At 73.4% G+C, this 9,190-nt stretch carries 8 protein-coding genes; 4 read left to right on the top strand and 4 right to left on the bottom strand.

What is annotated here, in order from left to right:
- Window positions 1–73: 73 nt before the first annotated feature.
- A complete protein-coding gene (locus TEK04_RS21020; protein ID WP_336406330.1) occupies window positions 74–889 on the bottom strand; it encodes a mycofactocin-coupled SDR family oxidoreductase in 816 nt (271 codons plus the stop codon).
- A 238-nt stretch (window positions 890–1,127) separates the two neighbouring features.
- Here TEK04_RS21020 and TEK04_RS21015 point away from each other — a divergent pair, with 238 nt between their 5' ends.
- Both TEK04_RS21015 and TEK04_RS21010 read left to right on the top strand, forming a co-directional pair.
- On the top strand, window positions 1,128–2,162 hold the full coding sequence (locus TEK04_RS21015) for an isopenicillin N synthase family dioxygenase (protein WP_336406329.1): 1,035 nt from the start codon (window positions 1,128–1,130) through the stop codon (window positions 2,160–2,162).
- Between the two features lie 68 nt (window positions 2,163–2,230).
- Entirely contained in the window at window positions 2,231–2,656 is a 426-nt protein-coding gene (locus TEK04_RS21010; RefSeq protein ID WP_336406328.1) for an organic hydroperoxide resistance protein, read from the top strand.
- A gap of 62 nt (window positions 2,657–2,718) precedes the next feature.
- Here TEK04_RS21010 and bar read toward each other — a convergent pair whose 3' ends face one another.
- From bar to TEK04_RS20995, 3 genes are read right to left on the bottom strand one after another with little or no spacing between them, the layout of a single operon-like run.
- Window positions 2,719–3,822 (bottom strand): barbiturase, encoded by a 1,104-nt coding sequence (gene bar / locus TEK04_RS21005; protein ID WP_336406327.1) that lies wholly within the window; start codon window positions 3,820–3,822, stop codon window positions 2,719–2,721.
- Window positions 3,823–3,854: 32 nt separating this feature from the next.
- Window positions 3,855–4,811, bottom strand: coding sequence for a carbamate kinase (locus TEK04_RS21000; protein ID WP_336406326.1), 957 nt, complete (start codon window positions 4,809–4,811; stop codon window positions 3,855–3,857).
- 44 nt (window positions 4,812–4,855) lie between these two features.
- Window positions 4,856–5,677: a PHP domain-containing protein gene (locus tag TEK04_RS20995; protein ID WP_336406325.1), complete on the bottom strand. Its 822-nt coding sequence runs from the start codon at window positions 5,675–5,677 to the stop codon at window positions 4,856–4,858.
- An 80-nt stretch (window positions 5,678–5,757) separates the two neighbouring features.
- On the opposite strand from TEK04_RS20995, the gene TEK04_RS20990 reads away from it, so the two are divergent.
- Both TEK04_RS20990 and TEK04_RS20985 read left to right on the top strand, forming a co-directional pair.
- Window positions 5,758–8,025 (top strand): RecQ family ATP-dependent DNA helicase, encoded by a 2,268-nt coding sequence (locus TEK04_RS20990; protein WP_336406324.1) that lies wholly within the window; start codon window positions 5,758–5,760, stop codon window positions 8,023–8,025.
- Between the two features lie 98 nt (window positions 8,026–8,123).
- Window positions 8,124–8,753: an alpha-ketoglutarate-dependent dioxygenase AlkB gene (locus TEK04_RS20985; protein ID WP_336406323.1), complete on the top strand. Its 630-nt coding sequence runs from the start codon at window positions 8,124–8,126 to the stop codon at window positions 8,751–8,753.
- Window positions 8,754–9,190: the final 437 nt, after the last annotated feature.

Here is a 9,190-nt window from a genome sequence, read left to right as displayed (position 1 = left end):
GCATGGGAGCCCATGCACCCGGTCGGGGACCCCGTCCCCGGGTGCATGGGCTCCCATGCCCGGGGCCGGCCGGTCAGCGGATCAGCGTGCCCAGGTCGACGGGCAGCTGGATGCCGGTGACGTGCCGGGCCTCGTCGCTGGCCAGGAACGCGACGGCGTTCGCGATGTCCTCGGGCTGGGAGACCTGGTCGGGCAGCGCCTGCATGAAGATCGGCGCCAGGGTCTGGGCGTGCGCCGCGATCAACGGGCCCAGGTCGTCCACGGTCATCCCGGTGGCCACGCCGTGGGGGTGCACCGTGTTCACCCGGATGCCGTGCTGCGCCAGCTCGTTGGCCAGGGACTTCGCGTACCCGACCACGCCGTGCTTGGTGGCCGCGTAGGCCGACAGGAACGGCAGCCCGCGCAGCCCGGCGACCGAGCTGGTGATCACGATCGACCCGCCGGTGCCCTGCTCGAGCAGCGTCGGGATGGTGGCCTTGCAGGTGTGGAAGACACCGGTCAGGTTCACCGCAACCGTCTCGTCCCACTGCTCGAGCGTGATCTCCCAGCTGTTGCCGGCCGAGCAGATGCCGGCGTTGGCCACGACGACGTCGAGGCGGCCCAGCTCTGCGACGCCCTCGGTCACCGCAGCCGACAGCGCCGCGAAGTCGGCGACGTCGGCCTGGCGGGCGACGATGCGCCGGTCCTGCGCCTCCACCAGCCGGACGGTCTCGGCCAGGTCGTCGGCGGTCGCCCCGGCGTAGTGCGTGGTCGCGGGCTGCGCGCAGACGTCGACGGCGATGACGTCGGCGCCCTCGGTGGCCAGCCGGACGGCGTGCGCCCGGCCCTGGCCGCGGGCGGCACCGGTGACGAGGGCGACCTTGCCCTGGAATCGACGTGCTGTGGTCACGGTGGTTCTCCTCGACGCAGGTGGATGACACCGAGTGCCATGTGGTGTCGATCACTATATGGCCCGAGGTCGCCCTGCCCGGACCCGGCACCCCGACGTCGGCGACGTGCCCACGATGGTCGGCCCTGATCCCCGCCGGCCTCGGCAACCACCGGCGGTCCCCCGCCCGAGGACGGCGGCCACGTGGACTCGACCCGGCCGTGACACCGCCGCAACACGGCTGGTCCAGGCTGGGGCGGTGACCTTCGTCGTCCCCGTCGTCGACATCTCCCCGTACGTGACCGGCACCGGCGACCGGGCGGCCGTCGCGGCCGCCATGGACGCGGCCTGCCGCGAGGTCGGCTTCGTGCAGGTCGTCGGGCACGGCGTCGACCCCGCACTGGCCCGCGGCCTGGGCGCGGCGATGGACGCCTTCTTCGCCCTGCCTCCCGAGCGCAAGGCCGCCTGGCGCACCGCGCCCGAGGTCAACCGCGGCTACTCGCCCCCGAGGTCGGAGTCCCTGTCGCTGTCCCTGGGGGTGGAGTCGGCCTCCCGGATGAACGACTTCTTCGAGGCCTTCAACGTCGGCGCCGCGCAGTCGGACTACCCGCACGCGCCCGGCCTGCCGCAGCCGGACTACGCCGAGAACACCTGGCCCGACGTCCCCGGCTTCCGCGGTGCGGTCGAGGCGTGGTTCGCCGAGGCCGCGCGGGTGGCCCGGGCGCTGACCCGCGTCTTCGCCGACGCGCTCGGCCTGCCGGTCGACTTCTTCGACCGGATGACCGGCCACTCCCTCGACGTGCTGCGGATGAACAACTACGCGCTGCCCCCGGGCTCGGTCGAGCTCGACGGCGAGCTCACCGGCATGGGCGAGCACACCGACTACGGCATCGTGACGGTCCTCTGGGCCGACCAGGTGCCCGGTCTGCAGATCCTGGCCCCCGACGGCGGCTGGCGCGACGTCTCGCCGGCCGACGGTGCGCTGCTGGTCAACCTCGGTGACGTCACGACCCGGCTGACCAACGAGCGGTGGCGGTCGACCCTGCACCGGGTGAAGCCCCCGGTCGTCGACGGCACGGTCCTGCGCCGTCGGTCGGCGGCGTTCTTCCACGACGGGGACGTCGACGCCGTCGTGTCGGTGCTGCCCGGCTGCCTCGCCCCGGGTGAGGACCCGAAGTACCTGCCGGTCACCGTCGGGGAGCACGTCGCGGCCAAGCTGCGCGGGTCCCGCGCCGGGGTGGTGAACACCGCCGCGGACCGCGAGGCGGCGCGGGTGCTGGCCGCCCGGGGCTGAGCCCCGGGAATCGACCCGGGGCCACCGTCCTTGGTCGGGGGGACCGACCCCCGAGACCAGGAGGACCCGTGCCCGCCGTCTACACCGCCATCGCCACCGCGACCGGGGAGGGCCGCAACGGCCACACCCGCTCCTCCGACGGCCTGGTCGACATGGACCTCGCCACCCCGACCGAGATGGGCGGCCCCGGCGGCGCGACCAACCCCGAGCAGCTGTTCGCCGCTGGCTACGCCGCGTGCTTCCTGAACGCGCTCAAGGTCGTGGCCCGTCGGGAGAAGGTCGAGCTGGCCGACGCCGCCGTGACCGCCGAGATCGGGATCGGGGCCGACGCCGACGGCACCTTCGGCCTCGAGGCCGCGCTGCACGTCGAGCTGGGCGGTGGGATCGACCAGGCCGCCGCGGAGAAGCTGGTCGAGACGGCCCACCAGGTCTGCCCGTACTCCAACGCCACCCGCGGCAACGTGCCGGTGACCCTGGAGACCACGGTCGGCTGACCGACCCCGCAACGCACGAGCGGCCCGCACCCCGGTCGGGGTGCGGGCCGCTCGCGGACGGGTCAGGCCTTGACGATGGCGGCGACGGGTCCGCCGCCCGAGGGGCCCTGGTGGACCGCGGCGACGGAGACGAAGACCGCCGGGTCGCCGGTCACCGAGGCGGCGACGCCGCCGACCGTGGCCTTGATCTGGCGGTGCCAGAACACGTCCGAGTCGTCGAGCATCGCGTTGCGGCGGCCGCGGACGTAGCCGGTCGGGTCGGCCTCGCACTTGAGGAAGACGTTCACCAGCTTGTCGCCGAGGTCGGAGACGTGCGGGCGCTCGGGCAGGTCGAGGCCGGCCTCGCGGATGGCGTCCCAGATGCCGTCCTGGTCCAGGGCGTCCTTCATCACCGAGTGACCGATCCGGTAGTTGCCGCCGTGGCCACGGGCGTTGCCGACGACGACGATCTGCGCCTGGTCGAGCTCGACGCCCGAGGAGCAGGAGGCGACCGCGGAGAACAGCGAGAAGTCGCGCATGACCTGCTCCTGCTTCGGGAGCTCGATCTCCCCGAGGGCCAGGGCGATGCCCAGGGCCGTCGTCCCGTTGGAGAGGTCCATCGAGCCGTGCGGCTCGTCGTAGTAGGTGTCCTTGCCGCGGGACTTGGCGTCGCGGATGGTCTCGATCGTCAGCAGCGGGGTCTTGGTCTGCACGTAGTGGACGTCGGCGGGGTCGGTGATGCCGGCCTCGGCCATGGCGCGCTTCACGCCCTCGGCGACCTTCTCGACCATCGAGATGCGGCCGATGTCCTCGGGCAGCAGCACGTCGCTCATGGCGAAGCCGACGGTCAGGCGGGGCTCGTCGGTCTTCTCGACGGCGTCCTCGGGGAGCGTCGCGAAGATGGTGGCGTGCGGGCTGATGACGCCGTCGGTGCCGCCGGACCACACGATCGGGATCTGCTTGACCTCGGCCTCGCCGCGGGTGCCCTTCTCCAGCAGCACCTCGCGGAAGGCCCGGTCGGCGATGATGCGGGTGTAGTCGTTGACCCCGCCGTTGCCCTCGGTCTTGCCGATGACGGCGATGACCCGGTCGGCCTCCATGACGCCCTCGTCGATGAGCTTGGCCAGCTCGGAGGCGTCGCTGACGTTGTGCAGGGGGACCTTGCGGACCTCGATGGGTGCAGGCACGGGATGTCTCCTTCTGTCGGGGCTTGTCGGGGTCAGGTGGTGATGACGGTGCCGACGGCGTCGTCGGCCACGGCTGCGGCGATGTTCTCGAGGGACGTGATGACCGACCGCCGACCCGGACCCGAGTCGACGAACCGCAGGGCGGCCTCGACCTTCGGGCCCATGCTGCCGCGGGCGAACTGGCCGGCGGCGGCGTGCGCGCGCAGCTCGGCGGGGGTGGTGCGACCCAGTGGACGGGCGTCGGGGGTGCCGAAGTCGACCATCACGTGGGCCACGTCGGTGGCGATGACGAGGGTGTCGGCGCCCAGCTCGGCGGCCATGAGCGCGGCGGTGAGGTCCTTGTCGATGACCGCCTCCACCCCGCGCAGCGCGCCGCCGTCCCGGCCGTCGTCGACCACCGGGATGCCGCCGCCGCCCGCGCAGACGACGACGAACCCGGCGCCGGCCAGCGCCCGGACGGCGGGGGCGTCGAGCACCGAGCGCGGTTCCGGCGAGGCGACGACCCGCCGCCACCCCTTCTCGCCGCGGTCCTCCCAGTTCTGGCCGAGGTCGATGAAGCGCTGCGCCTGCTCGCGGGGCAGGAACCGGCCCACCGGCTTGGTGGGCTCGGTGAAGCCGGGGTCGTCGACGTCGACCAGCGTGCGGGTGACGAGCGCCGTGGCGCGTTGGTCGAGGCCGCGCACGGCGAGGGCGGCCTCGAGCTCGTCGACCACGGTGAAGCCGATGGTCCCCTGCGTCTGCGCCACGTTCCAGTCGAGCGGGACCGGGGGGACCTCGTGCGCCGAGAGCTCGTTCTTCACCAGCAGGTTGCCGACCTGCGGGCCGTTGCCGTGGGTCACCACGACCTCGGCGCCGGTCGCGACCACCCCCGCGACGTGACCCGCCGCGGTCGCGATGGCGGCACGCTGGGCGGCCGGCGTGGCCGAGCCGTCGGGTCCGGTCATCGCGTTCCCGCCGAGGGCGATCACGACGCGGCGCTGCGTGGTCATGGCGAGACCCTAGCGGGATTTCCCTTAGCGGTGAAGTACTTCTCTCAGCGGCGCCAGAAGTCGAACCGGTCGCGCCCGGGCCGGAAGCCGGCGGCCTCCACGACGTCGACGGCCAGGTCGAAGCGTTGGCCCACCGCGGTCGGGGTGTGCGCGTCGCTGCCGAAGCTGACGGCCGCACCGCCCTCGTCGCGGAACCAGCGCACCAGGTCGACCGAGGCCAGCGGGCTCGTGGTGTTGACCTCCAGGGCCCGCCCGGTCTCGGCCAGGGCCCGGAAGACCTCGCGGTACTCGGCCTCGAAGGGTGCCTCGGCGTACCGGTCGCGCCCCCCGGGCCAGTAGCGGCGCGGGAAGTCGACGTGGGCGAGCACCTCGAAGACGTCGCTGTCGCGGACCATCTGCGCCATCTCGCCCAGGTACCGGCGCATGGTCGCGTCGGCGCCCGCGTGCGTGAGCATCCGGCCCACCCCCACCAGCCGCCCGCCGTCGGTCAGCGAGTGCAGGGACCCCAGCACGCGGTCCACCGGCGCGGCCGCGAGGTGCCCGGCGATGCTCGCGGCGAACAGGTGCGGCTCACCGGCCTCGACGCCGGACACCACCCGCAGGTCGGGGAACCGTGCCCGGCACTCGGCGATGGCCGCCGCGTACGCCTCGGTGTCGATCGGCTGCTGGTGGGCCGGGTGCCGGTCGACGATGCCGTCCCGCGCGGCGCGGTCCTCGGCCGCCCAGACCGTGAAGTCCAGGTGCTCGGTGAACGCGACCGCGGGCAACCCCAGCCGCACCGCGCGCTCGCACGTCTGGACCATCGAGGCCGAGGGCCCGGTGTCCCACGAGAACTCGCTGTGCACGTGGTTGTCGGCAGGCAGCATCGGCGACCATCCTCCCCGGTCGTCCACAGGACGCGCCCGCCGGGCCCGGGTTGTCGTACCCGGTGCCTACTGTCGGGTCCATGAGCACCACCGTGGTCGAGACCCAGCTCGCCGACGAGGCCCTCGAGGTGCTGCGCGAGCTCACCGGCCGCCCCGACGCCGTCTTCCGCGAGGGGCAGGACGCCGCGGTCTCCGCCCTGGTCGAGCGCCAGCAGCGGGCCCTCGTGGTGCAGCGGACCGGGTGGGGCAAGTCGGCGGTCTACTTCGTCTCCACCGCGCTGCTGCGCCGCCGGGGCCGCGGGCCGACCCTGCTGGTCAGCCCCCTGCTCGCCCTGATGCGCGACCAGGTCGCGGCGGCCGCCCGGGCGGGGATCAAGGCCGTCGAGATCTCCAGCGCCAACGCGACGGAGTGGGACGACGTCGCTGCCCGGCTGGCGGTCGACGACGTCGACGTCCTGCTGGTGTCGCCCGAGCGGTTGACCAACCCTCGGTTCCGCGACGAGCAGCTCCCCGACCTGGTCGAGCGCTGCGGCCTGCTGGTGGTCGACGAGGCGCACTGCGTCTCCGACTGGGGGCACGACTTCCGCCCCGACTACCGGCGCATCCGCGAGCTGCTGGGCCGGTTGCCGGCCGGCACGCCGGTGCTGGCGACCACCGCGACGGCCAACGAGCGGGTGGTCGCCGACGTCGCCGAGCAGCTGGGCGCCGGCGGGGTCGAGGTCACCACCGTTCGCGGACCGCTGGCCCGCGACTCCCTGCGGCTGGGCGTCCTGCGGCTGCCCACCGACCGTGCCCGGCTGGGCTGGCTGGCGGCGCACCTGGGTGATCTGCCGGGCAGCGGCATCGTGTACACCCTCACCGTCGCCGCGGCCGAGGAGACCGCGGCGTTGCTGCGCGATGCCGGTCACGAGGTGCGGGCGTACACCGGGCGCCTCGACGACGCCGACCGCAAGGACGCCGAGGAGGCCCTGCGCGAGAACCGGGTCAAGGCGCTGGTGGCCACCTCCGCCCTGGGCATGGGCTTCGACAAGCCCGACCTCGGCTTCGTGGTCCACCTCGGCGCCCCGTCGTCGCCGGTGAGCTACTACCAGCAGGTGGGCCGTGCCGGTCGCGCCGTCGAGCACGCCGACGTGCTGCTGCTCCCCGGGCCCGAGGACCTCGCGATCTGGCAGTGGTTCGCCACGTCGTCCATGCCGCGCGAGGACCACGCGGCATCCGTGCTCGGTGCGATGGCCGACGGCAAGGCCTGGTCGGTCGCCCGGCTGGAGACCGTCGCCGACGTCCGGAGGTCCCGGCTCGAGCTGCTGCTCAAGGTGCTGTCGGTCGACGGTGCGGTCGAGCGGGTGCAGGGCGGGTGGCGGTCCACCGGCGTGCCGTGGGTCTACGACGCCGACCGCTACGCCCGGGTCACCCGCACCCGCGAGGCCGAGCAGCGCTCGATGATCGCCTACGCCCGCCCGGTCGAGGAGGCCGAGTGCCGCATGGCGTTCCTGCAGACGGCGCTGGACGACCCGACGGCGGCGCCGTGCGGGCGCTGCGACGTCTGCGCCGGCCCGTGGTACGCGACCGACGTACCGGCCGACGCGGCCGAGGCGGCCACCGCCCGGCTCGACCGGCCCGGTGTCGAGCTCCCGCCGCGGGCCCAGTGGCCCACCGGCGCCGACCGGCTGGGTGTCGAGGTCAAGGGCAAGATCGCGCCCGGTGAGCAGGTGCTGACGGGTCGGGCCGTGGCGCGGCTGACCGACCTTGGCTGGGGGCAGCGGCTGCGTGCCCTGCTCGGCGACGACGGCGTGGGCGGGGTGGCCACCCTGGCCGACGACCTGGAAGGACCTCCGCTGGAGGAGGACCCCGACGCCGCCTTCGACCAGAAGGACCCCGTTGCCCCCCACGACTCGCACGCTCGCCGCGGGCCCCTGCAACGGGGCCAGGATGCGCCGCCCTCCGACGAGTTGGTGCAGGCCTGCGCGCGGGTGCTCGCGGCATGGGACTGGGCCGAGCGCCCGGTCGCCGTGGTCTCGGTGCCGTCCCGTCGCCGGCCGACGCTCGTCCGCGGGGTGGCCGAGGCGCTGTCCCGGCTGGGCCGGTTGCCCTACCTGGGCGAGCTCGAGCTGCAGCACGGCGGCCCGACCGGCGGGCCGGGGGGCAACTCGGCGTTCCGCCTGGCCGGGGTGTGGCAGCGCATCACGGTGGGCCAGCAGCTGGGCGAGCGGCTCGCCGGTGCCCACGGCCCGGTGCTGCTCGTCGACGACCTGGCCGACTCGCGGTGGACCGTGACGGTGGCTGGGCGCGAGCTGCGCCGCGCCGGGGCCCCCGGTGTGCTGCCCTTCGTGCTGGCGCTGTCCGCCTGAGCCGCCGTCCACAGGGTTCCGCACACCTGTTCGAAACCTGACGGCGGCTGTCCACAGCCTTTCGCACAGCTGTTCGAAACCCGGTCTAGGCTCCGGGCATGAGCGTGGCGCACCAACCCTCGATGTGGGACATCGGCACAGCGGCGACGACGACGCCGCTCGCGGGGCGGGTCGTCCGCCACGGCTTGGCGCACGGCGCCTGGGTGGACCACCTGCCCGGCTGGGTCGAGGGCTCCGACGAGGTGCTGGACGTGCTCCTCGGTGACATCGGGTGGCGGGCCGACCGGCGTCAGATGTACGACCGCGAGGTCGCCGTGCCGCGGCTGCTCCGCTGGTTCGGCGCCGGCGAGGCGTTGCCGCACCCCGTGCTGATCGAGGCCAGGAACTCGCTGGATACGCACTACCTGCCCGAGCTGGGTGAGCCGTTCGTCTCGGCGGGCATGTGCCTGTACCGCGACGGACGCGACTCCGTCGCCTGGCACGGCGACCGCATCGGCCGGGGCCGCAGCCAGAACACCCTCGTCGCCATCGTCTCCTTCGGGTCGCCTCGAGCCCTGATGCTGCGGCCGGTCGGCGGCGGTGCGTCGGTGCGGTTCTCGCTGGGGCACGGGGACCTGGTCGTGATGGGCGGCAGTTGCCAGCGCACGTGGGAGCACTGCATCCCGAAGACCACGAAGCCGGTCGGCCCGCGCGTCAGCGTGCAGTTCCGGCCTCGCGGGGTGGCCTGAGCGGGGCACACGGCCTGCTCCGCGCGTCGTGCGGGCCTGCCTGAGGGGGTGCTGGGCCCCCCTGCGGGGACCCCCGTGCACGGGCCTTCCAGAGCCGTGTATGGTTCTCCCTGCACCGCGAAACACTGGCAAGGCCGCGAGGCCGACACCGCGAGCGAGACCCCCCGGGGTTGACGAGCTCGGATCGTGGAGTAACGTGTAGCAGCCGCCAGAACATAGAAGCCGGAAACGGCTCGAGGTTCTGCGCGTCCGCTCTTTGAGAACTCAACAGCGTGCCGAAAGTCAGTGCCATATGTTTGATCCTCACCCTTTTTGTGGGGTGGGTGTTGGGTTGATTGATATCGAGAGTGCCAACTCTTGGTTCTCGGCCTTGGATCGAAGTTCATCTACGGAGAGTTTGATCCTGGCTCAGGACGAACGCTGGCGGCGTGCTTAAC

The organism is Klenkia sesuvii, assembly GCF_037083825.1.
Lineage (GTDB): Bacteria > Actinomycetota > Actinomycetes > Mycobacteriales > Geodermatophilaceae > Klenkia > Klenkia sesuvii.
Note: the sequence above shows the minus strand (reverse complement) of the source record. Positions and strands in the feature narration are given on the sequence as shown.

Excerpts from the sequence above, each read along its gene's own strand:
- TEK04_RS20990 (WP_336406324.1), top strand. The coding sequence starts at position 5,758 with ATGAGCACCACCGTGGTCGAGACCCAGCTCGCCGACGAGGCCCTCGAG.
- TEK04_RS20995 (WP_336406325.1), bottom strand. The coding sequence starts at position 5,677 with ATGCTGCCTGCCGACAACCACGTGCACAGCGAGTTCTCGTGGGACACC.
- TEK04_RS21000 (WP_336406326.1), bottom strand. The coding sequence starts at position 4,811 with ATGACCACGCAGCGCCGCGTCGTGATCGCCCTCGGCGGGAACGCGATG.
- TEK04_RS20985 (WP_336406323.1), top strand. The coding sequence starts at position 8,124 with ATGAGCGTGGCGCACCAACCCTCGATGTGGGACATCGGCACAGCGGCG.